General features: G+C 37.8%; 28 protein-coding genes and 8 pseudogenes. 10 read left to right on the forward strand and 26 right to left on the reverse strand.

Features of this window, described 5'->3' with window-relative positions; translation table 11 throughout:
- Positions 1 to 13: 13 nt before the first annotated feature.
- The 3 genes and pseudogenes from G4P54_RS13515 to G4P54_RS13525 all read left to right on the forward strand — a co-directional run.
- Positions 14 to 364: pseudogene (locus G4P54_RS13515) on the forward strand (sigma-70 family RNA polymerase sigma factor); the annotation flags it as partial.
- 139 nt (positions 365 to 503) lie between these two features.
- The gene (locus tag G4P54_RS13520) at positions 504 to 974 is read left to right on the forward strand and encodes a MarR family transcriptional regulator (protein WP_167872919.1); all 471 of its coding nucleotides are present in this window, start codon (positions 504 to 506) and stop codon (positions 972 to 974) included.
- Positions 975 to 1,125: 151 nt separating this feature from the next.
- A complete protein-coding gene (locus tag G4P54_RS13525) occupies positions 1,126 to 2,541 on the forward strand; it encodes an MDR family MFS transporter (RefSeq protein WP_167872920.1) in 1,416 nt (471 codons plus the stop codon).
- A 184-nt stretch (positions 2,542 to 2,725) separates the two neighbouring features.
- Here G4P54_RS13525 and spoIVCA read toward each other — a convergent pair whose 3' ends face one another.
- The 3 genes and pseudogenes from spoIVCA to G4P54_RS13535 all read right to left on the reverse strand — a co-directional run bounded on the left by spoIVCA (position 2,726) and on the right by G4P54_RS13535 (position 5,562).
- A complete protein-coding gene (gene spoIVCA, locus G4P54_RS13530; RefSeq protein ID WP_240939786.1) occupies positions 2,726 to 4,186 on the reverse strand; it encodes a site-specific DNA recombinase SpoIVCA in 1,461 nt (486 codons plus the stop codon).
- Positions 4,117 to 4,322 (reverse strand): annotated as a pseudogene (locus G4P54_RS21375) (hypothetical protein). Before G4P54_RS21375 ends, spoIVCA begins: the two are co-directional and overlap by 70 nt.
- Positions 4,323 to 4,968: 646 nt before the next feature.
- A complete protein-coding gene (locus tag G4P54_RS13535) occupies positions 4,969 to 5,562 on the reverse strand; it encodes a TetR/AcrR family transcriptional regulator (protein WP_167872922.1) in 594 nt (197 codons plus the stop codon).
- Between the two features lie 157 nt (positions 5,563 to 5,719).
- Here G4P54_RS13535 and G4P54_RS13540 point away from each other — a divergent pair, with 157 nt between their 5' ends.
- A complete protein-coding gene (locus G4P54_RS13540) occupies positions 5,720 to 6,715 on the forward strand; it encodes an NADPH:quinone oxidoreductase family protein (RefSeq protein WP_167872923.1) in 996 nt (331 codons plus the stop codon).
- Positions 6,716 to 6,860: 145 nt separating this feature from the next.
- Here the strand turns inward: G4P54_RS13540 and G4P54_RS13545 are convergent.
- The 4 genes and pseudogenes from G4P54_RS13545 to yrkP all read right to left on the reverse strand — a co-directional run.
- Positions 6,861 to 7,026 (reverse strand): annotated as a pseudogene (locus tag G4P54_RS13545) (LysM peptidoglycan-binding domain-containing protein); the annotation flags it as partial.
- Positions 7,027 to 7,295: 269 nt separating this feature from the next.
- Positions 7,296 to 7,715, reverse strand: coding sequence for a phosphate-starvation-inducible protein PsiE (gene psiE, locus G4P54_RS13550; RefSeq protein WP_167873882.1), 420 nt, complete (start codon positions 7,713 to 7,715; stop codon positions 7,296 to 7,298).
- A gap of 45 nt (positions 7,716 to 7,760) precedes the next feature.
- Positions 7,761 to 9,059, reverse strand: coding sequence for a two-component system sensor histidine kinase YrkQ (yrkQ, locus tag G4P54_RS13555; RefSeq protein WP_167872924.1), 1,299 nt, complete (start codon positions 9,057 to 9,059; stop codon positions 7,761 to 7,763).
- A complete protein-coding gene (gene yrkP / locus G4P54_RS13560) occupies positions 9,046 to 9,741 on the reverse strand; it encodes a two-component response regulator YrkP (RefSeq protein ID WP_167872925.1) in 696 nt (231 codons plus the stop codon). Before yrkP ends, yrkQ begins: the two co-directional genes overlap by 14 nt.
- A 264-nt stretch (positions 9,742 to 10,005) precedes the next feature.
- Between yrkP and G4P54_RS13565 the strand changes: the two genes are divergently transcribed.
- The 3 genes from G4P54_RS13565 (at position 10,006) to G4P54_RS13575 (ending at position 12,483) form a co-directional block, all read left to right on the forward strand.
- Positions 10,006 to 11,202, forward strand: coding sequence for a DUF418 domain-containing protein (locus tag G4P54_RS13565; RefSeq protein ID WP_167872926.1), 1,197 nt, complete (start codon positions 10,006 to 10,008; stop codon positions 11,200 to 11,202).
- Positions 11,203 to 11,589: 387 nt separating this feature from the next.
- On the forward strand, positions 11,590 to 12,147 hold the full coding sequence (locus tag G4P54_RS13570; RefSeq protein WP_167872927.1) for a GNAT family N-acetyltransferase: 558 nt from the start codon (positions 11,590 to 11,592) through the stop codon (positions 12,145 to 12,147).
- Between the two features lie 198 nt (positions 12,148 to 12,345).
- Positions 12,346 to 12,483 carry a hypothetical protein gene (locus G4P54_RS13575; RefSeq protein WP_167873883.1) on the forward strand — a complete coding sequence of 46 codons (138 nt, stop codon included), beginning with the start codon at positions 12,346 to 12,348 and terminating at the stop codon, positions 12,481 to 12,483.
- A 208-nt stretch (positions 12,484 to 12,691) separates the two neighbouring features.
- On the opposite strand, the gene G4P54_RS13580 is transcribed toward G4P54_RS13575, so the two are convergent.
- Complete coding sequence (locus tag G4P54_RS13580; RefSeq protein WP_167872928.1) at positions 12,692 to 13,543, reverse strand: aldo/keto reductase; 852 nt, start codon at positions 13,541 to 13,543, stop codon at positions 12,692 to 12,694.
- 169 nt (positions 13,544 to 13,712) lie between these two features.
- On the opposite strand from G4P54_RS13580, the gene G4P54_RS13585 reads away from it, so the two are divergent.
- Entirely contained in the window at positions 13,713 to 14,156 is a 444-nt protein-coding gene (locus tag G4P54_RS13585) for a MerR family transcriptional regulator (protein ID WP_024714968.1), read from the forward strand.
- Positions 14,157 to 14,342: 186 nt separating this feature from the next.
- On the opposite strand, the pseudogene G4P54_RS13590 reads toward G4P54_RS13585, so the two are convergent.
- The 18 genes and pseudogenes from G4P54_RS13590 to G4P54_RS13670 form a co-directional block, all read right to left on the reverse strand.
- Positions 14,343 to 14,506, reverse strand: a pseudogene (locus G4P54_RS13590) (phage major capsid protein); the annotation flags it as partial.
- A 54-nt stretch (positions 14,507 to 14,560) separates the two neighbouring features.
- Positions 14,561 to 15,065, reverse strand: a pseudogene (locus tag G4P54_RS13595) (phage portal protein); the annotation flags it as partial.
- A 3-nt stretch (positions 15,066 to 15,068) separates the two neighbouring features.
- The gene (locus G4P54_RS13600; RefSeq protein ID WP_167872929.1) at positions 15,069 to 16,355 is read right to left on the reverse strand and encodes a PBSX family phage terminase large subunit; all 1,287 of its coding nucleotides are present in this window, start codon (positions 16,353 to 16,355) and stop codon (positions 15,069 to 15,071) included.
- Positions 16,348 to 17,066: pseudogene (gene terS / locus G4P54_RS13605) on the reverse strand (phage terminase small subunit). The gene G4P54_RS13600 and the pseudogene terS overlap by 8 nt, the downstream one beginning before the upstream one ends.
- Before the next feature lie 171 nt (positions 17,067 to 17,237).
- Positions 17,238 to 18,179: a DUF2971 domain-containing protein gene (locus tag G4P54_RS13610; RefSeq protein ID WP_167872930.1), complete on the reverse strand. Its 942-nt coding sequence runs from the start codon at positions 18,177 to 18,179 to the stop codon at positions 17,238 to 17,240.
- Between the two features lie 107 nt (positions 18,180 to 18,286).
- Positions 18,287 to 18,523, reverse strand: coding sequence for a hypothetical protein (locus G4P54_RS13615; protein ID WP_167872931.1), 237 nt, complete (start codon positions 18,521 to 18,523; stop codon positions 18,287 to 18,289).
- Positions 18,524 to 18,585: 62 nt separating this feature from the next.
- Positions 18,586 to 18,969, reverse strand: a complete 384-nt coding sequence (locus G4P54_RS21790; RefSeq protein WP_489687041.1) for a hypothetical protein — start codon at positions 18,967 to 18,969, stop codon at positions 18,586 to 18,588.
- A 134-nt stretch (positions 18,970 to 19,103) separates the two neighbouring features.
- Complete coding sequence (locus G4P54_RS13620; RefSeq protein ID WP_167872932.1) at positions 19,104 to 19,589, reverse strand: hypothetical protein; 486 nt, start codon at positions 19,587 to 19,589, stop codon at positions 19,104 to 19,106.
- A 113-nt stretch (positions 19,590 to 19,702) separates the two neighbouring features.
- The gene (locus G4P54_RS13625; protein ID WP_167871452.1) at positions 19,703 to 20,095 is read right to left on the reverse strand and encodes a hypothetical protein; all 393 of its coding nucleotides are present in this window, start codon (positions 20,093 to 20,095) and stop codon (positions 19,703 to 19,705) included.
- 118 nt (positions 20,096 to 20,213) lie between these two features.
- A complete protein-coding gene (locus tag G4P54_RS13630; protein WP_167872933.1) occupies positions 20,214 to 20,636 on the reverse strand; it encodes a hypothetical protein in 423 nt (140 codons plus the stop codon).
- Between the two features lie 104 nt (positions 20,637 to 20,740).
- Complete coding sequence (locus G4P54_RS13635; RefSeq protein ID WP_167872934.1) at positions 20,741 to 21,349, reverse strand: hypothetical protein; 609 nt, start codon at positions 21,347 to 21,349, stop codon at positions 20,741 to 20,743.
- Between the two features lie 376 nt (positions 21,350 to 21,725).
- Positions 21,726 to 22,246 (reverse strand): annotated as a pseudogene (locus tag G4P54_RS13640) (tyrosine-type recombinase/integrase).
- A complete protein-coding gene (locus tag G4P54_RS13645) occupies positions 22,246 to 22,695 on the reverse strand; it encodes an ArpU family phage packaging/lysis transcriptional regulator (protein WP_167872935.1) in 450 nt (149 codons plus the stop codon). The pseudogene G4P54_RS13640 and the gene G4P54_RS13645 overlap by 1 nt, the downstream one beginning before the upstream one ends.
- 94 nt (positions 22,696 to 22,789) lie before the next feature.
- The gene (locus G4P54_RS13650; protein WP_167872936.1) at positions 22,790 to 23,578 is read right to left on the reverse strand and encodes a hypothetical protein; all 789 of its coding nucleotides are present in this window, start codon (positions 23,576 to 23,578) and stop codon (positions 22,790 to 22,792) included.
- A gap of 258 nt (positions 23,579 to 23,836) precedes the next feature.
- Positions 23,837 to 24,043, reverse strand: coding sequence for an XtrA/YqaO family protein (locus G4P54_RS13655; protein WP_167872937.1), 207 nt, complete (start codon positions 24,041 to 24,043; stop codon positions 23,837 to 23,839).
- Between the two features lie 81 nt (positions 24,044 to 24,124).
- A pseudogene (locus G4P54_RS13660) lies at positions 24,125 to 24,538 on the reverse strand (RusA family crossover junction endodeoxyribonuclease).
- 94 nt (positions 24,539 to 24,632) lie between these two features.
- Positions 24,633 to 24,782, reverse strand: a complete 150-nt coding sequence (locus G4P54_RS13665; protein ID WP_167872938.1) for a hypothetical protein — start codon at positions 24,780 to 24,782, stop codon at positions 24,633 to 24,635.
- Positions 24,773 to 25,249 carry a DnaA ATPase domain-containing protein gene (locus tag G4P54_RS13670; RefSeq protein ID WP_277348624.1) on the reverse strand — a complete coding sequence of 159 codons (477 nt, stop codon included), beginning with the start codon at positions 25,247 to 25,249 and terminating at the stop codon, positions 24,773 to 24,775. The genes G4P54_RS13665 and G4P54_RS13670 overlap by 10 nt, the downstream gene beginning before the upstream one ends.
- 331 nt (positions 25,250 to 25,580) lie before the next feature.
- Between G4P54_RS13670 and G4P54_RS13675 the strand changes: the two genes are divergently transcribed.
- Positions 25,581 to 26,423 carry a sialate O-acetylesterase gene (locus G4P54_RS13675; protein WP_167872939.1) on the forward strand — a complete coding sequence of 281 codons (843 nt, stop codon included), beginning with the start codon at positions 25,581 to 25,583 and terminating at the stop codon, positions 26,421 to 26,423.
- On the forward strand, positions 26,420 to 26,947 hold the full coding sequence (locus tag G4P54_RS13680; RefSeq protein WP_167872940.1) for a PadR family transcriptional regulator: 528 nt from the start codon (positions 26,420 to 26,422) through the stop codon (positions 26,945 to 26,947). Before G4P54_RS13675 ends, G4P54_RS13680 begins: the two co-directional genes overlap by 4 nt.
- Positions 26,948 to 26,960 lie beyond the last annotated feature (13 nt).

Genomic DNA, 26,960 nt, shown 5'->3' on the forward strand with positions numbered 1-26,960 from the left:
TGTGGAGGTGACGATGGTGACAGGTGTTTTCGCAGCGCTCGGCTTTGTTGTTAAAGAGCTTGTCTTTTTAGTATCTTACGTGAAAAACAATGCCTTTCCACAACCGCTTTCAAGCAGCGAGGAAAAAAAATACTTAGAGCTAATGGCTAAAGGGGATGAACATGCCAGAAACATGCTGATTGAGCATAATCTTCGCTTGGTCGCCCATATTGTGAAAAAGTTCGAAAATACAGGTGAAGATGCAGAGGACTTAATCTCCATCGGAACAATCGGGCTGATCAAAGGAATTGAAAGCTATTCCGCCGGAAAAGGGACAAAGCTGGCGACGTATGCCGCGCGGTGTATTGAAAATGAGATTGTAATGACAAAAGGGGGGTGCATACTCCTCTTTAATACGTTTACATATATTCGGTGATCTCTTCTCCTCTCGTGGTTTATTATTGAAACGGAAACAAAAATCGATTACACTATTGCTGATGCACCAACAGGTGGGAGGACTCGCCATGAACAAAAAAGAACTGCTCCTAATGAATTTCAGGGATTTGTTCAACAAGATGGCTTGGCTTAATAAGCCAAAGATGGAAGCCTGTCTTAAAGGGTATAAGCCTTCTGAAGTACATTGTGTAGAATCCATTGAACACGGAAATACTAATGTGACAAAACTAGCTGAGGCCCTTTATATGACGAGGGGCGCCATAAGTAAAATGACTAAAAAGCTCATAGAAAAAGGCTTAATTGAAAGCTATCAAAAGCCAGATAACAAGAAAGAAATTCACTTTAGACTTACCGAGCAAGGGAAAGAAATTTATAAAATCCATGATGAACTTCACAAAGAGTTTCTAGAGCGTGATAAGGCAGTATTTGAACAGGTAACCGAGGAACAATTTGACTTTATGATTAGCTTTGCGGAAAAGTATAATAAACATTTGGATGTAGAAATCAAAAAACATGGTGTTGATATTAAGTCGGAATAAAATTCAAATAATGAAAATGCAACCACTGGCAGCCAACTCTATGGAGTTTCGGCTGCCTTTTTATTACCGTTATTTTGTTGACCAGGAAACAAAATTGTGTTATTTTTTGTTGAAAAGGAAACAAAAACACACCCTTTGAGAGGAGAATAATATGTTAAAAGACAAAGTAAAGGAGCCAGGAATACCAAAAGAAATCCTCATGGCTGCCTGGGCTATTGCACTTGGAGCAATTGCCCCAATGCTTGACTCAACTATGGTGAACATTGCCATCGACAAATTAAATCAGGATTTCAGTACGACGTTGGATACTATTCAATGGTCCATTACAGGTTATGTTTTAGCTCTTGCTATTGCAGTTCCGGTATCCGGATGGCTTATGAACAAATTTAACGGAAAGAAAATCTTAATCGGGGCAGTCATCGCCTTTGGTGTAATTTCCGTTTTCACTGGAATTAGTTGGGATATTTCCAGCTTTATCTTATTCCGTTTGCTTCAAGGATTTAGCGCTGGGATTATTACTCCGCTTATGTCAACACTCTTGGTTAAAACAGCAGGTCCAGAGAATATAGGGAAAGTTATGGCTATCGTAAGCACACCTATGATTTTGGGACCAATCTTAGGACCTGTAATCGGAGGCTTCATCGTTCAAGCTGCATCATGGCATTGGATTTTCTTCATCAACGTGTTCATTGTTATGATTGCTGCACCACTGATGATGAAAACTCTCCCAAACTTTGAGCCATTCAACAAAGATAGCAAACTTGATATTTTTGGAATTATCGATTTATCCTTAATGAGTGCAGCATTGATATACGGAATTACGAAAGCAGCGGACCATGCATCATTTAACAATAGCGAAACAATCCTATGGGCGGGCGTCGGCCTCGCTTTAGCTGTAATTTACATCGTATATAATCGAATCAGAAAAAATCAAACCGTACTCCCTTTAAATTTGTTTGCACACAAGAACTTCTTAGCATCCAGCATCGGGTTATTATTAGCGAATATTGCCGTCATGGGACCCATGTTAATACTTCCATTGTTCTTTCAAAACTTCGGGGGTCATTTCACGGCAATCGAAGCTGCGCTTGCATTAATCCCTCAAGGAGTTGGGATGCTCGTTACTCGGCCAATGATCGGAAAAATGATTGATAAGATTGGTGCAAAATACGTGGTTATGGTCAGTCTTGTTCTGTCGCTTATCGGATCTATTCCGCTTATCTTTATCACCGATAAAACAAGTATGATTTGGATTTCTATCATATTATTCATCCGCGGGACCAGCTTTGGAGGGATTATGCTTCCGTTGACAAGTGATGCTTATACAGGACTTGACAGCAAACAACTTCCAGAAGCAGGTGTCGGTATTAATATTATTGAAAACCTTGGTTCAAGCTTTGGTACAGCTGTTATCGCAACTGTAGTCGCAACTGTCATGCAGGGATTGCAACCAACGATTGCCAATGGTTTAAAAGGTTACCATGCCGGATTCTTAGTATCAACCATTGTCCTTGCGGTACTCTTCATCCCAAGTCTATTTCTCACACATAAAAAGCATGCACAGTAAAGAATCTGCACTTGAATACTCGACTGCCGAATAATTTGTTTGGATAACTTGTGATACATGTGGTGTGCACCGTTTTCATAAGCCCATTTAGAAAGGCAATTATAATTTGATGGGCTATCTGTTTTCTTCGATGTCTAGGATCTACTACAAAGGTTGTAATTACAAAAAGAGGGCAATACCCTCTTTAATACGTTTCAATATGTGCGGTGTCAGTATCCACAACGGTAACTTCTTTCACGATAAAATTAACAATTGTTTTTTTATCTTCAAGAGTTAAGTTATCTGCACCGATTGATTGAAAATAGTCGATCGCTATCTTTAGAGCATTTTCACTTGAGCTTGTATCATCCAGGACTTTCATTTTTGATTGAATTTCGTTACACTTTTCAATAAGCTGGTTTTGCTTTTTTTGCAGCTCAATAATTTGCGCTTTTATTTCATCTATGTCTAAATCATCGTCATCGCTTAGGCTGATTAGCGTTAAAAGACGCTTGCGGCCTTTTTTTGTTTTCTCTATCTCTTTTTGAATAAGTTCTAATTCTTCAGACAGGTGATTTGATTGCTCAATCTCTTTAAAAGAAGCATACTTTTGAGGATTTGTGATGAATTTAAAAATTTCACCCCATACATGACGGTTTAGCTTATTCTCAGACATTTCTTTTCCGCAGCCGCGGTCCTTTGCGCCAGAATAATTTTTCCGGCAAGTATACACATAGTAGCCTTTACCATGTGATTTTCTTTTCTTACCTGTCATGGTATTTCCGCATTTCCCGCATCTAACCAAACCCGATAACAAATAATTGTGGGGACTGATACTCAAGTGCTTTCTTTTACTTTGACCTAAGAGTTCTTGAGCATAATCCCATTGTTCAGCTGGAACAATTGCTGGAATTGCCACAGTGATTTGCTCCTCTTCAGGCCTTATTTTAATAATAGATTTGTTCCCTGCCTGTTTTGACACATAGGAACCCTCAGTGTCATATTTATACTGTCTATGTTCACCTTTATAAGAAGAGTTCATTAATATCTGTCGAACAACCTGCCTGTGCCATACTTTGGCGCCTTTTTTTGTTTTAACCCCCATCTGAGTTAAATGCAGAGCAATACCATTTACTCTGCCGAAAAAAGGGCTTTTATGATCGGTGAAATAGTTGAAAATCATCCGAATGATTTTTGCTTCCTCTTCAAATATTTCAAGAGTTCTTTTCTCTTTAACAAATTTATAGCCATATAGTTTAGAATCTTTAATGATCATGCCTTTTTTCATTTTTTGAAGTCGGCCGCTTGATGTCCGTTCTTTGATTTTGGCTTTTTCGAATTCTGAGATTGCCCCGCGCATAGCGAAAAACAATTGTCCTTCTGGAGAATTGGCGTACTCTCCATTAACAAAAATTAAGGGTATATTTCGCTTTCGGAGTTCATCATCAATGATAAGCTGATTCATTAATTTCCGAGAAAGACGGTCCGGATCGTAACAAATGACTTGACTTATAAGTCCCTTGCTTGCATCCTCCCTCAAGCGATTCAAAGCCGGACGTTCTAAAAGCTCTCCAGAAATTCCTTCATCGGCATACTTCAGCACATCCTTAGTCCCTGCTTTCTTAATACAGGCCTCGATCTGGCTGTCGATGCTCGATCCCTTGATCGCTTGTTCCTCGGTCGATACCCTTACATATATTGCTATCACCCTGGATCTCCTTCCTATAAAGTTTTATTAAATAATGATAGCAATCGTTCATGCATTTGTCGGCTTGCGGTCCCTCGATGATTATCACCTTCATTAAATGCATCACCCCTTGGGTAATGCTATGTAATAACTGTTTGTCCTAATGAGATGATTTTCAATGAGTGCGAAAAAAGCACTGAAGAAAACCGATAGTTAAAACCATCGGTTTTTCGACATCGACTAGGCCCTCAAAAAGTAAAAGCATATCATTGGTTATGAAAGCTTATTTTCACTATACTCCTTATATTTATTTGCCATCATTTCTATACGTTTATATGAAATATGGTTAAAAAATGGTGAGCTAAAACGATAAAGATACCAACCTGTTCATTTAGTATCCTCATTCTTCAAGTACCTCAATAAATGTAAACCACTGAATATTTTTATGACATTGCATGTGTCAATGATGCCAATTCATGAACTCATAAAGGAGATTTAATAAAACTCCCAAAACAAAAGGGATATCAATACAGTTTGGTATCTTCTTTATTAGTTTGAGTCCCTCAATAAAGTGGATGCTTATCATAATTACAAAAAACTTTTATTTGAAGCACTGAAGTCATTCATTATATGGTTGTAAAGATAACACTATAGCCCCCTTCTTACTTCATCAACGCTTGTTATATTTAACTTCTTAATTAAGGGACATAGATTCGTTATGTCTTTTTCTATTACGTAAGAATGGAGATAAACCAATAGAATTAAGTGATCTTTAAATGCTTCAAAAAGCTCTGATAACAAATCTCTTTATAATATTCATGTGAATTTATATCTTCACTCATTAGCCATTGAATGAGCAATCCATCTACAATAGATCGCATTGTTTTTGAAGCTTTTTCAACATCTATACTTTGGTCAAATACGCCTGTTTCCTGTCCAAAAATAATAATGTTAGATGTGATGCCCCAGCACTGTTGATAAAAGCTATGGTTAATTTTCCTGTACGTTTCATTTCGGGTTGCCTGAGACAAGAAATCTAAATAAACCTTGTAAAACTTTTCATTTTCCTCGGGAGAGACAAATATTGAATTTACATAAGCTTTCAACTTATCCAGTGGCGTAGATTCCGAATCCACTGCTTTCAATTCATGTTTATAAATTTTATTTGTAATCCACTCAAGTAGTTGAGAAAGGGTATCTTCCTTATTATCAAAGTAATAATGCACGACGCCCTTACTAACTCCTGCGTGATCAGCAATACTTTGTAGTGTAACTGAATTATAACCTTGTGTTGACACAGCTTGGAAAGCTGCCCTTAATATTTGATTCTTTCTTTCTTCTGCTTTTTTCTTCATAATAAACCTCCAGAAAGCTAACCTTCAATTAGTATACAACAGTTCATGAAATCCACACAAAATTATTCTGACCAGACAAAATAATTTGACCGGTCAGAATAATTGTGTATACTTAAAGTGGTTTCACATCAAGATAGCATATTGGAGGATTTATAAAATGAAAGACGAATTCAAGGCTCTAGTTGTAAACAAAGTTGATGATGAATTTTCAATTAAAGTAAAGAATGTTTCTCCAGCGTTTTTACCAGAAAGTGATGTCCACATCCAAGTACACTACTCTGGAATTAACTACAAAGATGGACTTGCAGGGAACCCCAATGGGAAAATCGTAAGAAAATACCCATTTATACCGGGTATAGATTTAGCAGGTTTAGTCATTTCTTCTAATGATCCTCGCTTTAAAGAGGGGGATAAGGTGATTGCCACAAGTTATGATATAGGTGTTTCTCATTTTGGCGGTTTTAGCGAATATGCAAGTCTCCCTGGAGACTGGATTGTACCTTTACCTGATAATTTGACCCTCAAAGAAGCAATGATAGTAGGAACAGCTGGCTTCACAGCGGCACTATCTATTCAACGTCTAGAAGAAAATAACCTATCTCCTGAAAAAGGAAAAGTTCTGGTAACAGGAGCAACAGGTGGCGTTGGTAGTTTTGCTGTTTCATTCCTTAACTCTCTCGGGTATCAAGTAGAAGCTAGTACAGGTAAAGAATCAGAATATGATTACTTACGAAAACTTGGAGCTAGTACAATTATTTCACGGGATATGACCTATGGAGGGAAGGTTAAAGCCTTAGGGTCACAAAAATGGGCGGCAGCTGTTGATCCTGTAGGTGGGGAACCTCTTGCCTCTATCTTAAGCCAAATTCAATATGGAGGTTCCGTTGCTGTTAGTGGATTAACAGCTGGAACAAAACTGCCAACTACTATTTTTCCATTCATCTTAAGAGGTGTTAATTTACTTGGGATTGATTCTGTATATTGTCCAATGGAAACACGGTTAAAAACATGGCATCGTGTAGCAACAGATTTTAAACCATCTAATTTAGAGGAATTTATTTCACAAGAAATTACTTTAGATCAACTTCCTAACGTTCTTCCTGAAATATTGGAAGGACAAGTAAGAGGGAGAACGATTGTAAAAATCGTATGATTATTCATCAGAACTCATCCAGTGGCTAAAGATGAAACAATGTCTTAAAAGGATAGTAAAGGGATTTTCCACAGGAATTCCTTTACTTCTTATAACTTACTTTATGTTAATGCCAAAATATAAGGAAGGTACATAGTATCTATTCCATTTTATTCGGATCTTTAATGTTATTCCAGCTCTGAAGACTTGCCACACTCACCCCGTGCTCTTTTGCAATTACAGAAAGAGTATCGCCTTTTTTCACTGTATACGTTATTCCGGATCCTGAAGAGCTGCCTGAAGACGACTGAGCTTTTGCCTCCGATTTTTCCCATCTTATTTATTAAGAATTTTAACCCTCTTCCTTGTAAAATAAAGAAGCTATTTTTCATTTCCAGACAGGTAATGCTATGGCATCGGGACATGTCTGTTAAAGTAGCAAAAAAATACATTCAGATATCCACTTTGATCCACTACAGATTTCTGAACTGATATTAAACAGCTAGACTTATAAATACCGATTATCAATTTTTTTATTCTGTTCCAGTTCCCATTCACAATTAGGACATTTCGGCGGCGTATCGGCATAAAGTGAACTAATTTATTCATTTTCAACAACAGAATTCCGTCTATTGGCAATAAAGAATCCACAAATCATTGCAAGAATGGCCATCGCCCACCAGAACGTTGAGATCGCTTGATCATGATCGATGATAATCAAACGAATGACAGCTGTGATGCCAATATAAATGAAGTAGCGAAGCGGAAAATGAAAGTCTGATTTGAAGTATTTGATAATCAAAGCAATGAACTCAAAGTACATGAAAAATATAAGCAGTTCTCCAAGCATCTCATAATAGCTGTCCACTTTGTTGAACAGTGACTTGTATACGAATTGCACAATGTACCATGTCTCGCTGATCAGAAGTGCGCTTAAGGCTATCGCCAGGAAGAACAGACAGACATTGAGAAGCGCTTGTAACAGGTAAGGCACCTTTTTGAATTTGTTCGAAAATCTCATCATGTTGTCTCCTATTTCAATATATTCGTGGTTTTTATTTCCAGCCTACATCTTGGTGTTCCAAAATCGTAGCACAATGTAGTACTTAGAATTCTTTTGTATACTGTGAAACTGTCCCTGCATGCGGGACATCATTCGCGCAATGCTTCTTTCACCGAGTCCGTTGCTTTCCGGTGTTATATCCGCAAGTTTAATCGTATTGCTAACATGGATCTCAAATATCTCTTGATCCGATACAAACGTGATGCTGATTTCTTCTTCCGGATCTGCGTATTTGCATAAGTTTGACATCACATTATCAAATACACGACCAAGCTCCTCCAAATTCACGTTAATATAGGTTTCCGGCAGCTCGCCTGAAATACGGACCCGGAAATGCTTCTGATGAAGGATAGCAATCTGATCTGATATTAGATCGTAGATCACTTCTTTCACTGCAACGGTCTCCAGATCAGCCTCATACTCCCTGTCCAGCAGGAAATACGCAAACAGATTGTCAGACAAGCTTTTTAATTGCAGTGCTTTACTATAAGCATTGGCTACATACCGATCTTTGCTGGTACCCGCTTCGCCTCCTTCTTTTTTGGCAAACTCCAGATTCATGATCAGCGACGTCAGCGGTGTGCGCATATCGTGCGACATTTCGGCAACCAGGCTGCGGCTCTCTGCTTGCAATTCTTCGATAGCTTTAAGTTTGTCCAAGAAAGCTTTCCGCAGATCCTCAATGCTCTTTGCAATCATCGCTAATTCATCATGCCCTTTTATCGTCATCTCGTAGTCCAGTTGGCCCCCTTCAAGAATATGAATCTCTTGGTGAAGCGTTTTAAGGTAGCGAAGACTTTGGCGAATGCCCAAGAGAACAATGATTAAAAAGATGAGGGTTGCACCGAGCAATTCCAATGTAAAGGCCAGATCATAATATCGGGAAGAGTAGAAACCGTCGATAATGACTCGTCCTTCACCATCTCTAAACTTGACAGGATGTGAATGATTTTGAGCGTACTGAGTCAGCTTTTCCTTTCCATAATCCGATTCGGAATAAATGGAATCATATTTCAGCTCCTGATCCTTGAATATGGTGAGGTTAATGTAATTTTCTTTTTTGACCCACTCGCCAAACGCTTTTCTATCTGATGAAGACAACTCATTTTCTGAAACGTACTTGCTGAATTTTTGAATGTATCTTGCTGACTCCTCGTGATAATACTCATCCGAACTCAGATATCCCTCGATCAGATCATCTGTGATCTTTTGCAACGTCAGAAAGATCACACCACTCACAATCGCAGCAACCATGATCAGCAAAGCCAGTTTTTTGGTTAGCGTAAATTTACGATGCGCCAAATCGATATCCTCTTCCCCATTCAGTTTTTATATAAACCGGACGTGCCGGATCATCCTCAATTTTGGAGCGCAGCTTCCGAATATGCACCATCACCGTATTGTTGGAACAGTAAAAGTAAGGCTGTCCCCACACACTCTCATATATATTTTGGGCAGAAAATATTTTGTTGCGTTTGCTCATCAGAAGTTTCAGGATACGATATTCCAGATCTGACAACTTGATTTGCTGCTCCTCTTTCCAGACCTCATTAAATTCTTCGCTCACTCTTAGTTTGCCTCCGATAAGAAATGTTTCTTCCTGCTCCTTCTTTTCCTGATAGATCGTATATCTGCGTAATTGAGCAATCACTCTAGCATGAAGTTCCTCTTCCGAGAATGGTTTAGTCATATAATCATCGCCGCCGGCGAGTAACCCCTCAGTTTTATCGAGTGTACTCGATCTGGCCGTCAGAAACAGAATCGGGACGTTAGAGGATTTCCTGATGTGCTGACATGTTTCAATTCCCGAAATGCCTGGCATCATAATATCCAAAATAACCAAATCAAGCGAGTCATTCACAAGTTGCAATGCTCGCTTTCCATCCTTGGCTCTTAGCACCTCGTAGCCTGCACGCATAAGGGATTCCTCCAAAAGATCACCAATATCCTGATCATCCTCTACGACTAATATTCGATGGGTCATGTCTCTCTCACCTCATGATTCTTGATGTTATTTCTCGTATGTCCTTACTATATATCGTTCATAGTTAAGTACGTTATAAGATACTACGTAAATCTTAACAATTTATGAAAGCTGATGTCCGCCACAAACTTGTCACATTTTCTAAAAAAATGATGACTCTTCATAAATTGTTAAGATTCGGTCTTTATAGTGATCCATTGTAAGGCTCAGGTTTTTCAGATCCGAACCATACATTGCGATGATAAATGGAAAAGGAGCGTTGATATGACTGTACAAAAAGAAGGATACGGACAACCGGTGAGTCTGCAGGAACGGGTTCATTTTCTGGACATCGTACGTGGATTTGCCTTGCTGGGCATTATGATTGTCAATTATTTTCTGATCGTAGATTCAGTAAAGGGATTCGAAATGACCTCCGATGACGTACTGCACAATCTGGTTTCCTGGTTTGCCGAAGGGAAATTCGTTACGTTATTCTCCTTCCTTTTCGGGGTTGGGTTTATGATCTTTATGGATCGAGCCGCGCAGAAGGTAGATAGTCCCAACAAGCTGTTTGCCCGTAGGTTATCTATCCTGTTGATATTTGGCATTTTGCACATCACATTTGTTTGGGTCGGTGACATATTGACCTTTTACGCCGTAAGCGGCTTCCTGCTACTCGCCTTCTATAAACGCACAGCCAAAACGGTGCTTAGATGGATTATTGCACTTATCGTGTTTCAATTCCTGACTCCAGTTTTCACAATGTTGTACAATGTCATCAATCCTGCAGGGCAAAAAAACCCGAATTTTTCAGAGTTTACTTTGTTTAGCCACAGCAGCCTTACCTACATAGAATCCATCAGCGCTCGGTGGACCGATATGGTCACAATGGCTGCTAGCTCCTTCCATATGATCTATTCCATGTTTCTCATGTTTCTGCTGGGCGTGTACTTTGTTAAGATGGAATTTTTCAAAGATATGGAAGCGAAAAAACCTATATGGAAGCGTATCTGGATCATTAGCACAATCGCTTTTCTCATAACACAAAGCAGTATATTGCTAGACATGTTTAATTTTGCGGACATTTCCTCTGTCTTGGGTCAAAATGGCGGCTTAACCGGAAGTATGTTTTATATGAGCACTTTTGCAATGCTGTTTCTGTATGTTCCTCAGCTGCGAGGCCCTATGATGATATTCACTAAAGTCGGACGGATGTCATTGACCTGTTATCTGCTTCACTCTATCATTGGAACAGTTCTGTTCCTCAGGTACGGATTCGGACTTGCGGGTCATATTCAATCTGCCGGCACGTTCATGTTCAGCCTGGCCGTGTATTTCGTGCTAATGATCTTTAGTACATTGTGGTTGAGACGGTTTAAGTATGGTCCGATGGAATTGATATGGCGCAAGCTGACGTACGGCAAAGTAAACGAGCGCTCTAAAGCAAATCCACATGCGGCAAAATCAATTCAGAAATAACCCCTTTTCCCAGATTGCACGGACTTCAAATTAGTTGTTGACGGAAGTGGGTATTAAACTTTTATATTATTTAGTGCTTCTTTGGGCTAACTCTGACAGAAAATTCACCAGAGTTTACTCAATGTGCATAGCTCGTGATCGAATCTAAAATGAATCTTTTGCGCATGCCTATAGTCAAGGGCAACACATTCGACTATTTTATGTGATTTGTGATAGGAAAAATTTGAGAAGAATGACTAATCCCTTGCAGCAAGTCTTTTAACGCCAAATTTACTGCGGAAGAAAAAGCGATGGAATCACTTTTTGTGAAAAGGGCTCGTAGAACAGCTGGAATGTTTTACTGAACGACTGGACTCGATATGTCAGCAAATGAAGGAGTGAGCAATCATGAAAACAAAAAAGGAACCAAAAGTTATTCTGGAACTAGCAAAGGAGCCTGATCTGCCAGAATTCCAAAAAAAATTACAAGAAGCATTTGCGATCGCCGTGATTGAAACGTTCGGTGATTGCGAAGATGGACCGATTCCATCGGACAATGAGGTTCAGGAGTCTTTCAATGCTCCCGGAGCAGTGGTATATCAAATTCTTCAGGATGGTAAGAAGGTCGGCGGTGCAGTAGTACGTATCAACAGCCAAACCCATCATAATTCGCTAGACTTATTCTATATATCTCCAGAATATCACAGCCAAGGGATTGGTCTTTCTGCTTGGAAAGCTATTGAAGCACAGTATCCGGATACTGTGCTTTGGGAAACCGTGACACCTTATTTCGAAAAGCGAAATATCAACTTCTATGTGAATAAGTGTGGATTCCATATCGTAGAGTTCTACAATGAACATCACTCTGATCCGCATATGCATCGCAATGGACGCGAAGATGACAAGCCCCTGCCGGATGATGATGACTTTTTCAGATTTGTAAAGATGATGAAAAAAAGGGACTAAACAATTGAAATTGGCTATTCACGCATTTTATCTGTTGCACCTTACTGTGATAATCCTCATGATAGAATTACTTACAGTATGATACTATTCATAAACATTCTGAAAATGTTTTCATCATAAAAGGTGCAACATGATATGCGTAGCGCGAACAGCAGTAGGTCTATCCTTACCAAAAATAGTGTATATACTAAAAAGCAAATATCGAAATCTAAATTGTTTATCAGTTTGTCCGCCGTTTTCATTGGACTTGCCTTTTTCGGATCTATGTCTAATGGCAAAATGAAGGAAGCATCCCGGAATGTAACTCTCGCACCTACTCATGAATTCCTTGTTTGATTCGATAAACAACATTAGTTCTCATTCCCTTTAGCCGTTTCATAACGGCTTTTTCTTATTTCTTAGAAAGATAAGCGAATCTTGTTCACTTACATACAATGGTAATTATCTCCTCTGCCCTAGCAAATAATAAAGGACAGAGCGCCCTCTGTCCTTTATTCATAAATATAAGGATACATGAGTGATGACTTTACGATACAAACAAAGGTTACAGATCGAATTTCATAGCACTTATTGTTTTTACAATTTGAGGATCTCGGTGCGATCCGAAAAGACTTTCTCCTTTATCAAGAGTGGAAATTTGTTCGATATCCTCTAAGCTCAACTCAAAATCGAAAATGTCAAAGTTTTCGACAATCCGTTCTTTGCGCACCGATTTTGGAATCGTAACGACTTCACGCTGAACAAGCCAACGCAGCACGACCTGGGCGACAGATTTATTGTGTTTTTCCGCAATGGAAGTCAATACTTCGTTGCTGAACATGTTATTGCGTCCTTCAGCGAACGGTGCCCACGACTCGTGTTGTACTCCCTGCTCTTTCATAAAAGCAGCACTTTCTTTTTGCTGGTAGAATGGATGTGTTTCGACTTGATTGACTGCTGGCACGATTTCATTATGCAGGATGAGATCCATTAGACGGTCGGGGTGGAAGTTGCTGACTCCGATTGCCCTGATTTTTCCTTCGCGGTACAGGTCCTCCATCGCACGCCAAGCGCCATAGTAATCGCCGTATGGTTGGTGAATAAGGTATAAATCAAGATAATCCAGCTGTAGCTTACTCAATGATTTGGAAAATGCTATTTTGGCGCTTTCATAGCCGGCATCCTGAATCCAGAGCTTGGTCGTAATGAATAGCTCCTCACGCGGCACGCCGCTCCGCTTGATTGCACGTCCCACCGCTTCCTCGTTTAGGTAACCGGAAGCGGTGTCAATCAGGCGATAACCGGCCATCAGTGCTTCATATACAGCGTTTTCACATTCTTGAGCATCGAGGACTTGGTATACACCGAAGCCGATAATTGGCATTTTCACTCCATTGTTTAATGTTACGGTTTGCATTGTAATTCCTCCTATTGTTCAAATGTAGAACGACAAACGGCACGCGTCCCGAAAATCGGGCACTGCAGAATGAATTCCGCTACGGTTGGTTTGCGTTATAATAAGCTTATTACCTTCGTGTAACACGAAGGCAAGCACTTTTTAACAATTTTTTAAAGGAGGATTACATATGCATACAGTCAAAGAAGCAGCGATGATAACCGGACTCACCGAGCATGCGGTGCGCTTTTACACGGATAAAGGCCTGGTGCCGAGCGTACAGCGCAATAAAAACAATATTCGTTTGTTCGACGAAGAATCAATCAACTGGCTGTTTGGCGTCAAATGCCTCAGGCAATCCGGGATGCCGATTGAAGTCATTAAAACGTACGTGAATCTCTGTCTTGAAGGAGATTCGACCATTCCACAACGGTACACACTCATGATGGAGCATAAAGAAGATGCGCTCGCCCAGCTCGAAGAAGCCAAACAGCACATTGCCCATTTGGAACAAAAAACCGCCCTATATCAGGCCATTATGGAGCACCGCTCTCCTGATACAACTAACCCCGCCAACTGGGAAAAAATACAGCATATGCATAGTGACGTATTTTACTCACCCACTGTCCGGTAGAGGTGAGAGATATTCATGAGCACATCAATCGCTTTTAAACTTCTAAATTGGAATCCATGTTGAATATGCTAAGTTTGATGACATATTATGAGGGATTAAATTTGTTTATATACGGCTATAGGGCTGCAAGTCCTTAAGGTTACTTTCTATTAATATAAATTGATAGAAGTCGCATCTGTATGCGGCTTCTTGTTCGATGTTGTTTTCAAGTGTGTCAGAGGTATTGTAACTTCAGCAATTACTTCTTTTGTGCTTAAGTTAACTGTGCTAGTTGATGGAACTGACTTTTGTTCTTTTGTTAGCGCAACTCCTTCTTGGGCTGCTCTTAAAATATGCTGAATAAACCATACGCAACATACTATTCGAAATCGTTTCTCCCTGATTGATTTCATTTATCCTTGTTAGAAGTATGTAAAATCCACTTCTATTAGGTCAGACAATTACAAACCCGAACATTTTGAACATCCATGTATTCAATTGTCGGCTGGCTTATTTTACCGTTTTGAATCACTTCGATAAAGCCATTCCCTGTCTTTTCTCGGTCTTCAATAACAAAGCCGAGTAAAGTCTCAGCTGACTCATCAAAGTGAAGATATTTAACGAACTCTTCAAGTGTTGTCCATTCACTTTCAGCTTCATTTTTTTCTTTGTTTGTCACATCTGGCGAATTCACATCAAACGAGTACTCAAAATCAAACCCAAAGCCCACCATATTTGTCCTGTAGCATCAACGCATTGCTGTAGAATGGTTGAATACTCAGCAATCATCTTTAATTCTTTAAGGGTATACGGAGGCGGCAAAATATTGCTGTCATAACTGTCCGCAAATTCATCTTCATAAATTTGTTTCGTTGATTCAGTAGGTGGAGAAGCTTTGACCACCCGTGCTTTAACAGATTGTTTTGACATGCTCTACCTCCTTCCTGGTCTTGATCTTTGCGGTCTTCCTTTAGATTCTTCTTTCAAATGAGTTACCTCATAATCATCGAGAGCGTACCAGATAGCTGATAGTGTATGCGGGTCTATAGTAAATTCGTCTTCTATGATGTTCCCCAGTTTATCGGTAGCATAAGTGAGCGGTTTAAGTTCATAAATCGTGTTCTCGCAACTGTCAGAGCAAATGATCTTCTTGAACCGTTTGATCTTCTTTGTGTATTGGAGGCGTGATCCTTGGTACTTACGGGCACCCACCATATTGAAACCGTGTTGCTGAAAATAACGGAATGTCTTTGGCTCTGCAGAATCCGCTTTGATTAATTCTTTAGTCTCTGCAAATTCCTTGAGTTCTTCGGCAGTCTTATCATCCGTCAGCCCATTTTTGTAATACTCCCAGTAGATATTCTTTTCATGATCTACAGCAACCCTAACAACGGCGTTATACGATTCCACAAAACCAAAGTCCATGCCAACTCTTTTAAGTGGACGGTTAATATTAGAGATTGCAGTCATAACCTCTTCATGCGGTCGCTCTTCGAATTGTGGCAGTACCCGAATTCCATTCACGCCAAAATGACCTTTCCGCGCAATTCGGTAAAGGTCTGGATCATATTCCTTCAATTCTTCAAGTTGTTGCACATAGCTTTCTGGCAGAAAAAGATTATCGTCTGCCGTTGAGTGATGATAATAGGTGTCATTGCTAACGATTATCCGCTTTTCATAAAGCTCCTTATCATCCAGTACAAATCGTTTCTCTCGATCATCTTTAAAGAAATGTTTAAAAGTCCAATTGTCCTCTCCGACTAGATTTGTCGAAAGTATCATGTGAAGCGGCAATGACGGATGACGAAGACGTCCTAACAGCTCCTTGAATCCCTCATACTTCACTTCAGAACACTCCTCAATCCAAATGAGAGAAATATTATTGATTGATTTCAATTTAGCTGGCTTATCCATCCCTTTAAAGATGATGCGGCTGCTATTTGAAAATCGAATCTGCATAGGAGAAGATACACACCTAACGATATGATCTAATTTCAGATCACTTACAAGTTCATCAAAAAGAGAAAATGTGGAGTCCCTATGTGTGTCGTACACTTCTCTAATAACAAGTGCAGTACGCTTTTCTATTAGCAATTTCAGAACAATCTTGAGTGCCACATGATAACTTTTGGATGATCCATAATCGCCTACTAAGAATTGAAACTTTTGATTCCAGTCAAAAAGAAATTCTTTAAAATGAGGATTTACTTGTTTAATCACTGTCATCACCTTTGTTCACAATGGTGATCTCAAAAGATTTATCTTCTTCTGTAAGTTCTTCAATCTCTAATTTTTTCTTGTTGATATTTAAACGAATATGCTCCAATTTAAGGCGTCGTTCGTCTTCCGAATGGGCTAATTCATCAAACTGTTTAATTAAGTTCCTGAGCTCTGCCATTGCACGAGATTGAGCGTTCAAAAACGTTGCATGACGATCCCAAGAAAATTGGAATTCGTATTCTTCCTCTTCGACTTCGTTTGTCTCAGATAGAACAGACTTTTTCTTTTTCAGTTCTTTAATCATTTCCTGCTTATCAGAAACGAACATGATTTTTTGTGCCCTTATAATTGCAGCATATTGAATCTGTATCTGATCCCATATCATATCAACAGGTGAGCATTCCTGAATCTCGTCCATGATGGAGAGAGTTTCTTCTGGCAAGAACTTTGAGAAGAATCCATGAGTCACAGCGTTTTGGTTTCTCTGTGGTGCGCCTCCCTTATTACCTAATGCATTCTTGTTACCGAATGGTGCACCAACTTTTTTTGTGTGCACACCTTTTTTAAGGGTGCACCCTTTTTTCTTTGCCAACCATGCCGCTGTTTCCATGATTTAATGGTGTTCACAGATACTCCATATTTCTCGGCAAGTTCCTTGTATTTCATACCTTTGAGGTAATCCTTATACGCCTGTATGTGCTTTTCAACCATCTACATTCATGCCGCCTCCTTTTTGATTGAGTTGTTTTGGAAAAGACTTTACATTTAGCGGAACCATTTACAGAAATATAAGAAAGACACCCTTTACGGTGTCTTTTTAATAACGATGGTTAACGATTTTACTGCCTACCTCATGTGCATTGTATTCAACTGTAATTAAAATTAATACCTATATGGAATAGATGACTTTAATATATTCTTATCTTGAATACTGTTAAATTGATTTAACTTCAAAAATTGTTTTAGACCGTCTATAGAGATATCCATATTATTTTTAGGTCCAACTGTAATACCTTCGACACAATCTTTTTCAAAATCTGCTTCTATGTAAGGTATAAAGACACCATTAGAAACTCTACAAAGATAATTTTCAAAATCATTAGGTAAGCTGATGGCTATTCTAAATTCTTCTTCCTGTGAAAAACATTCATCCTTAAAGAAGATGGAGTATTGCCTCAGGAGAAAAACAATATGCCTAATAGCTTCTGATGGTTCAAAAGGTGGATTTAAAATGGTTTTAATGACAACAAACAATTTTTCAAATATTTCTTCGAGCAACTTTTTTTGTACTTGCTTATCATAAATGACACGTCCAGCATTCACCAAATCTTTAAATTCTGATTTTTTATTTAAGTATCCTATAAGTTTTTGATAGTTGACCTGTATACAATAACCATCATTATTAGAATAATTTGACCATAAAAGATTAGAATCACCATTTGTACAAAAAGATAAAGTATAGATAGAGTAATTTTGTTGATGAAAAATAGAATCTATAATAGCCTCATAGTATTCCTTTAAGTAGTCAGTTAAATCTTTTTTTGAGAAATCTATTCCAGAAATATTCTTTTTTTTCGGGAGTTTTTCACAAAATTCCTCAAAGACTTTATTGCTTAAATCTAATGTATAATTAATTTCTGTTTTATCATTTAAAAAGTGAGCGTGAGAAACCCAAAACTTCTTATGCTCTAATATCCCTTTTAATCCATTAATATTTGTATAATGATATAAAACGTTTATTTCGTGGTCATCCATATGTGGTAAAATCTCATAAAATCTGCGTAGTTCTTCTTCTTTCAGCATAGAAATATCAATATTGTTCATTATAGCCCCCTGTCCTTATTCTAATGAAATTTGAAGAAAACAAGCAACTTTTATTTTAATAGTGATTTATATAGATTTGAAGCAAAAAAAGTACCCTACAGGATGCTTTATTTTCTGCTCTTTATGTAATCTTCCTTACTGATACCTAAAAGCTCTGCAGAATGCTCATCAGCTGAATGTTCTAAATGATGCATTTGATATTTAACGAATTCTTCTTCTTCAGTAAACACCTTTTTATCGATGAGAATATCAATTAGAGCTTCTATTGTGCATTGACAGTTTACCGATCCGCCTGCTAGTTGTTCAAGCAAATGTTGCTGATTAACATTAATGGTCTTTTCCATTTTCCCCACCTCAATCAATCCTTATATTGTAAATAAAAAATGTCACTTTCTATGATTTAGTTTTAATTCTTGACCATATACTCCTTTTCTTTTCTCATCTTAATTAACTCAAAAAATTTTAGGACTGATGCTGCTTTTACTCTTTTTTTACGTTCAATGCTTACTATCCAAACTATACTGATTAACGTTATCCCTGCATAAAACAGAGCAAAGTAGCTTCGTTGAATACTGTTGTAAATCTGTAGATATCCAGCAAACAGTGTAATTAAAGCAGATAAAAACTTCGAATGGTCATACTTACTTTCTATAGTAGTTAAACGACCTATTGCATACTCGAGACATTCAATATCTAACTCATAAATCAGTGATTGACTGTCTTTATAATCACTTAAAGGATTACCTAAACCAAAATTTTTCTTAAAAAAAATTAAGTGAATCTTTTTCAGTACTTGTGTAGATTAAAATTTCTAAATCTTCTTTTGTCATTTTATTTTTTCAACTCCTTCCTTTTTTATATCGGGACAAAACCAGTTTTTTGATATAATCCAAATTAAATCAAAAAAGCATCCCCTAAGGAATGCTATCTTAAACGGTTTACAACTCTTCCTTTTATTTTTTTTCTAACCCCTTTTTCGTCATTAAAATAAAGTATATAAGAGACTTTATCCGTTGACGAAATTTGGTTAGAATCACTCAATATCCATGAATCTTCTTTTCCTTTATGTATATCCCTATTTTCTACTGAGAGTTCGATGTTCTCTTCATCGAAAAATAATGGTTTTGATAAGTTTAATGTTAAATTCAAAAGATCAATATTGGAGTTATTTTTTATAGAAAAACCAACTCCATAACTTGTTGAATAAAGTGAAATTATAACTTTGACTTCTTTTTCTCTAGCTGCTCTTTGAGCTTGTAACACAGAGTACCACAAACTAAATTTTGCGGTTAAAGATGTGAGGTACTTTGCAAATATTAGATCTTTCCCAGTATAAGCTATATAAGATAATGATCCAACTGTTAAGATAGTAAATATCCCAAGAATACTATAATTAATTATCTTAGCCATTATATTCCCTCCCACCTTAATTTCGGCAAGAGATTATGACAAAGAACATTTTGCAAAATTTGTCGAACGATTAAACATAAAAAAGACACCTAATAAGGTGCCCAATGAAAAAATTATTGATTTATGCTATCTCCAACCATACTTTCCAATTCTTTTTCAATCTCTTCTTGAGTCATGTCTTCAACTGGTTTATATTCTCCGTTGGCATTATAATCAGCTGGGTTATCTGAAACCCCATTCTTTGGTACATACTCTCCATCATCATTGTAATCATTTGGATTTGAAGAAGGTGCTTTTGGATCACTCTCTAATTCTTCTTCAGTATAAATTGAGCTATCAGATTCACCATTATCTGTATCTAATTCATCAGATGTATCGTCCGTTAAATCATCTGTTGATGAATCGACAGAGTTTACCGATGTATCGTCAGTCGGATCTTCTGAAGAACATGCACCAATTACCGCTACAATGCCAATTAACATAAATAAAAAACAAATTTTTTTCATTTGTCTCCTCCCCTACCTTTATTATCGGTGAACAAAGAGAACAAAGGAATGATTTGCAGAATTTGTCGAACCTTTTGTGCAGCTCCGGTTAAAACAATAATTTAGTAGCTGAGAACTTTTATAAAGAACTATTTGCTTTGTTGTTTAATAATCTATCTAGCTGTTGTATATCAAGTGAATCATTACTTAGACCAAGTTCTTTTCTCATTAGTAACATAACTTCATAAAATAATCTCAACTTTTTAGTATCTCTTAGATCCAATTCACCAATGTCTAGAAACAAATCAATAATTTCTTTGTTACAAATCAAAGTTACTTTCATTTTTATTGCAAGTAAATCACTGGCCAGGGCCATCTTATCAGGGGCTTGCGCTCTTACAGCTGAAGATATTATCTGAACGAACTCCAAATACAAATCATATTTTTTGTCAAAAATTCTTCTTTTCGTCTCAGCCTTAGTTGTTAGGATATGACTTAAGGCTGCAGTTAATATGACCACAATTATTGGAATAATAATAAACCTCAAAAAATCCCAATTCACTATTACGACACCCTTTCTATTCCGACAAAGCCTTTATGCATTTTACTCTTATTATCTATTACCATATTACATCATGGAAAACAAAATGGTGTGCCTTTAAGGTGTCATTTTTCTGCCAAAAGTGTATACCATATAACGTCATCTCCTATTTTTTCTTTAAGAACCTTATGATCAATTAAGTTTTTAATTACTTTATTATTAAAGATTAATTCTGGGAACTTCTCTTCTATTTCACAACCAAGTCCTTCATCCGTCCACGATTCACCAGGTTCATAGTGTTCCCTTAAATAAATTTCAATTAATCTACTTGCATTTCGGATTCTATGGAATTCATCTCTCACTTTAGGACGCCCTGTTACATTAAAAATCCTATTAATATAGAGTTCATTCTTTTTGCTCATTTCATCTGCCAATTTAGAAACATCGCTGCTTTGACCATTTTTAACTGCATCCACAAAAGCCATATTTGATTCGATAGCTTTTCCCATAACATTTTTTGTATTTTCTAATTCTTCTATTCTTTGAATAGCTTCTTTTATTAAATCGTTTGCTGACTGGTTCGAATCTTTTAATAATTCTGCAGTAGTTGTTAAGTTATCTGCAGTTTCTTTAAGATCCATAACAGAATGACGTTGTCCAGCTACATCTATTAATGTAAGTACAATTGCAATTACAGCCAAAATTATTGATGTTACAGTAGCAGCTAAATTCATTTTGTTCCCAGCCTCTGCGTCCCCTCCGAATGAGTAAACTATAAATCCTGACATTAACAAAACAAGTATGACTATGTTATATACGAGATGAGACACTCCTATAGTGTTGATTTCTACTTCTTTTTTTTCATGTTTTTCATTCCTTTTAAACAAATTTAAATTAGCAATACTATTATAAGGACAAAAAACAAATTAATCCACATTACCCACAAATTACCTGTATTTTTTATACAGTGCAACTCGTCGAACTGAGCCAACCCCTTGGCCTCTCTGTTTTTAACCAATATCCCTAAATGATTACACGCTTGTTATTTTTGAGGAATTGACGAAAAATGCAAAGAAAAAGGCCCATCCTTGTTGTTTAGGATGAGCCTGGTTATATTTTAAATTTCTTCATAGTGTTCATAGCGTCTTGATTGATTCCCATATACCGCAGGGTTGTGCGTTGGTCCGAGTGATTAAATACCTCCTGAAGCATAGCGACGTCCTTTGTTGTTTGTAAAAGTGATAGCCAAATGTTTTCCTCAATGTATGCGTGCCATTGTCATCTAAACCCACGTAAGCCGCCCTGAGATCTTGTATGCCATCCGGGATATTGGCTTGTGAATCCCTTCACGGCTTTTAAAGAGAAACTCTTGATCCTCTTTCTCTTCGACATAGGCCTTAAATCTCTTTGAAGAGCTGGCGTCATGTCGATTCTCTTTATCGTTTTCTTCTCTATAAGATTGAAATAAGGACGATTGGGTCTCTTACTCTCAGCTGCAGAATATCCGATATGCGGAGCCCTGTGTTGATACCGATCACGAATAGCATGTCATTCCTCATGTTTTGCTCTTTTAAAAATCTTTTGATGTAGAAGATACATTCCGGATCACGTATAGGCTGAACAAAATTCATTAAGAAGCCCCCCCTTTCTTGTAGACTTCTTCTCTCAGAGCAAACGCCAGCCGATAGAAAGCTTTTGCTTTTATACGATAATAGCTGCGCTGACTCAAGCCCATTTCTGCATATACCTCATAATCATACATTTCTTCCGATTGCATATAGAGCATGACAATGATCTGCCGTTCTCTTTGAGAAAGCCGGTTAACAGCCCTTTGAATCCTTTTTAAGAATTTGTCACGCTGAATCTCCCAATCAAAACGCTTTAATGCTGCCTCTTCTGTTGAAGAATGAAACTCATTTGTGATGCTTGGCGGAACAATGCTGTAAGTAGATGTAACCCTTGGTAAAAAATCATCTGGCACCTGTAAGAGATATAACCGGTATTGATCCAGCAATTGCTCTACTTTTGCTTTAGTGGCTTCTTCGTCAATTTTAGGCAGGTTTAATGTTAATTGATTCATATTTACCTCCTGATTATTAAAATAAAAAGGACACCAAACAAACTGCGTAAATGCTGTGAGTTCAGTGTCCGCAGGCTTTCCGTCTTGGACTTAACTATTTTTTCTTCTTAGATTTCTTTTTTGATTTGTTTGAGGGATTCCCTCCCTGTTCTAAAAGATAATTATAAAAAAGAGTTTCCAGCAACCTGTAATTTTTATTGTAACTCGATCCATTTTGGAATTGATGTATCGCTGAGTATATAAAAGCTCCTAATATAATTACTTCAATTCCTAGTGATAACCATAAAATCATGACTTGATTAAACTCTTCTTGTTTTAGATTTGGTTCTTCAACAGCAGTATTAATAATTAGTGTAAACCAACTGGTAATCATGGAAACTAAAATAGATGGGATGATAATTTTTAAATATGTTGTTATAGAAGCTGCTTTTCTATCTTCATTAATCGATTTCAGATAAGGCAAGAGATAATTTTCGATTTGGTTTATAGAATATTTACGAGTTTCCAAATTTTTTTTAAAAGCTTTATAAATAATTTCTCTTCTTAACTTATGAAACCCACTATATCCTGATAACTTCGCAAATTTTGTTAGAGCCTTACTCACACTTAAAATAGCAAAAATAAAAACAAGCAAGAAAATAGCCCCAAATACAATTAAAAACATTTTTCCATGAAGGCATTTATATAAGAAAAAACCACAAGATAATACTACAAGTAAATAAAAAATTATTTTATATAAAAGCTTTAAAAAAATTTTGTTTTTTTCTTGCACTTTCTCTTCATCTTCCTCTAAAAAAGGGGAATCTATAAAGAAGTATTTTATTTTCTTTACCTTGCTCACTTCCTTATAAAGCTCGAATAGTTCATTATCTATATCCACCATAGTATTACACCACCTCTATTCTTCCTACGAAGAAAAACATAAAAAGTTTCACTTAATTTAGGTAATAATATTTATCTAATAGTTTTATATGGATCAGCAATTCCTTCTTAAACACAACTAAGCACACCATAACTACCTCTTTCGATCTAAATACTTTTCAATATTTTTAATTTAAGCAATAGCAGGAATAAAATGTTTGCCCCTACCATTGCAAGTTTCGCTTTCATGTCCGTTCCTCCCTCGCAGATAAAAACCCTGTTACTTAACTTTGTAACCTATCTCATGATCAACCCACGCAAAGTTGCCCTTTACCGTCTGGATCACCGTTTTACCGTGCTCAGGAGCATCTAAGATATGTGCTGTGCCTTGATTCCCATCTAAAACAATGATCTTAACTTTTCCTGGGTCAATCTTCTGCTGAATAGTGAAGTCTTTTTTGATGTTTATTTCTCTTGGATTGTACACTCAAAGCGCCCCCTGTGTTATGATAGAAGTACCAGTTCATATCAAGAACACTGAGGCCAAGCGCTTCAGTGTTTTTTATTTTCAGGCAGAAATCTCTTTTATCATGACTTCCACTCTCGGCTCTTCGCTATAAAACTTGCTAACTTTCAGATCCACAACCTGACTATCATCTTTATAAATAAGATGGTTCACCCTTTACATAGTTATCAACATCAGGCTTTGTAGTAGGCCGCAGAAGACCATTTTCAGCTTTCTCTTTCTTCTTTAATGTGTTTGAAACTGATTTTGGCATTGGTCTGTACACTTTGACATCCATTGAGACAGGACCAGTAATAATTGTTTCTGGTCGATGCTGAGACGCAACCAAAGCTACATACTGTTTGAAATACTTTGATTTTGCTGGATCACGATATGCACCTTCCCATTTCGTATTGATCCACGCGGCCGCCCCTGTGCGACTGGCTCACCATAAACAGTGAACTTAATGCAATCCAACTGTCCTTACCTCCCGTCAAGCTGTTCCCATAGCTGAATTTCTTTTTCTATTCTCGGTTCGGAGAGTAAAATTGTCAGCAGAGACACGACTGCTTTAAGCACTCAGCATCCGCTCCATTTGCTTTATTTTTTCCTCAAGTAAACGGATAATTGGCGTAAGATCTTTACCTTCTGTAGTACTGAGAGGTCCGAATATATAAAGTCCATCAGCTGCTTTTACATTCGTTTTCTCCTTTATTCCCAATCACCTAACCTATGATTTAATTGCATTCGATCGCCTTTAATAATCACTATGTAATCACGGCACATCTGGTGAATCCGTGAACCAAGAGCCTCGTCTATATCCAAAATCTCATCGATTGTTAACTCCGAAGAAATCAGCAAAGGCTTATGATTTAAATACCGGTAGTTTAAGACTGACTGGATTTGTTCAACCTGCCAATCGATTGCCCTTGGCTGACCGTTTATTGGTTTGAATAAGTCATCAATGAATAGAACTTCGACCTTTCTCATGGCATCGAGTTTCGCTTCTAAGTTATCAAAGTCAGCTTTCAAATCACCCATGCCCTCTACGTAAGGGAAATACATACAGTGTACTGATTTTTTCTTGATCAAATTATTCATAATCGCCGTGAGCAAATGAGTTTTGCCGCTGCCTGGCTGTCCAAGTAATGAATACTGTTTTGCCTTTCTCCTTTGATCTTTTGAAATTCTTTATAGTATTCCACTGCACACTCATAAACGTCTTTGATCATGTCAGGTTTACCATCTGTAATGGAGTTGCTTTTCAAATTCTTCTGTAATGCCACTAGCTGCCATAAGTCTGGCTATTTTCTTTCGCCTCACACATTCGCACTGCTTTGAATAAGTATCTTTCCATTCACTAGCTTTGTCCGGCGGGCAAAGCTTTCCCAAAAGAAAATCATCCTCCGATACCATATCTTCTGGAACCATAAGATCTAACTGGTCACCTTTACAAGACAAACTGAATCGACTATAGTCTAATTAGACTAAATATTTATGTGAAGAAGTGAAAAATTAGATGATAAAGGCTTTTTTAATGTTGGGGCAGTCGAATATGGCGGGCCGTGGATTTTTGAATGAAGTAGACCCTATCTATAATGAAAAAATAAAAATGCTTCGCAATGGACAGTGGCAGATGATGACAGAGCCGATTAATTACGATCGTCCGGTTTCCGGCGTTGGTCTGGCGGCATCTTTTGCAGATGCATGGTCGAAAGCTCATCCCGATGAAGAAATTGGCTTGATCCCTTGTGCCGAAGGTGGCAGTTCATTGAATGACTGGCATCCGGAAGGCATCCTTTTTCAGCATGCTTTGTCCGAAGCCCGCTTCGCCCTCCGATCCAGTCAAATTTGTGGAATCCTTTGGCACCAAGGGGAGAGTGACAGTTATCATTCGCTATATGAAACTTATTACGAGAAATTAACTCTTATCATCGAGACGCTAAGAAACGAGCTGGAACTTGATGAGGTACCGTTGATTATTGGAGGGCTTGGTGACTTTCTTGGGAAGACCGGTTTTGGACAGCACGCGACTGAATTTCGACAGGTTAATGAACAATTGCTGCGTTTCGCCAATGAACAACAGAATTGTTATTTTGTTACTGCAGCAGGTTTGACTGCGAATCCTGATGGCATTCATTTAGACGCAGCTTCACAACGCAAATTCGGTTACCGCTATTTCGAGGCTTTTTCGAAAAAGCACCATATCCTGAAATCCATTTCGGGAGAGGAGCAATCACTGGAAGTGAATGGTGACTATTCTAAAACAGAACAGATTTACCTTCATAGTATGGATTTGGCTTCGGGTAAAATTACGTACGCGGAATTTGAGGCGCGGATGGCGAAGGTGATGAAACCATGATTCCCTTACTTATCCTTGGCCTGCTAATTCAAAACCCCGGAGCTCACGGCTATGAACTTCTGGCCTTAATGGAAAAACGGCATTACAAATACATTGTTAACTTCACGAAAGGTTCATTTTATTACAATCTGCAGCAACTTGAAGAAAAGCGTTTTATTGAACAGATTCAGCAGAAACCCTCAGCCAGCGGGCGTGAAATTCGCAACTTTAATGTCACTGAATCGGGAAGGGCAGAATTCGAAAAATTAATGATCAAATACGGCACCAAATCGGAATATGTGAACCTGCAATTTTATGGGGCGTTACTCTTTGCAGATGAATTCGACAAAAATAAATTACTGGATCTGATCCAATCACAAATCGATCAGACTAAAACTCGAATCCAGCTCCTTGATGAATACCTGTCCATCACTCAAGAAATTCCCGGCACAATCGATTACTTTCGCCTTATGAACGAAAATTCCCGTTCACATCACTTGGTTAATTTAGAGTGGTTTGAAAAATTGAAAACAGAAATAGAGTGACTATTGCATAATA

It is taken from the genome of Bacillus tequilensis, assembly GCF_012225885.1.
Lineage (GTDB): Bacteria > Bacillota > Bacilli > Bacillales > Bacillaceae > Bacillus > Bacillus tequilensis.